This is a genomic window from Streptomyces sp. P17 (genome assembly GCF_032436805.1).
Taxonomy (GTDB): domain Bacteria; phylum Actinomycetota; class Actinomycetes; order Streptomycetales; family Streptomycetaceae; genus Streptomyces.
The window spans coordinates 1-362 of record NZ_JAVRBF010000443.1 but is presented as its reverse complement, the minus strand read 5'-3'; the positions used below and the strand labels follow the sequence as shown (position 1 = coordinate 362).

Here is a 362-nt window from a genome sequence, read left to right as displayed (position 1 = left end):
CTGCGAGTGCGCGTGCGGTCTGGGGGCCGGGCTGCTTGCGTCCGGCTTCGATGTTGGACAGGAATGCGCCTGACACTCCGACGTCCTTGGCGAGGCGGACCTGCTTCATCCCTACCGCGTTGCGGAGAGCGGCGACCGCCGCCCCGTTCACGAGTCTGGTTGCTTCCATAAGAAGAGAGTAGGAAAGAACAGGAAAGAAGTCAAGTAAGGAAACTAAACTACCAAGAAACTGGCAGTGACTAGGGTGCGCGCTGCGTAATTACAACGATGTGTTTCCCTGCTGAGCGGCTACTCTTTCCTCATGACCCCGAATCTTTCCCGATTTTTCCTGTCACCGTGGTGGACATGATCACCGGCCAGCA

General features: G+C 57.5%; 1 protein-coding gene. It reads right to left on the bottom strand.

Translation table 11 applies throughout. From position 1 onward, the window contains the following. Positions 1-169 (bottom strand): helix-turn-helix domain-containing protein (locus RMT89_RS46240; protein WP_399498894.1); only part of this gene is annotated, 169 nt, incomplete at its 3' end. Between the last annotated feature and the right edge of the window lie 193 nt (positions 170-362).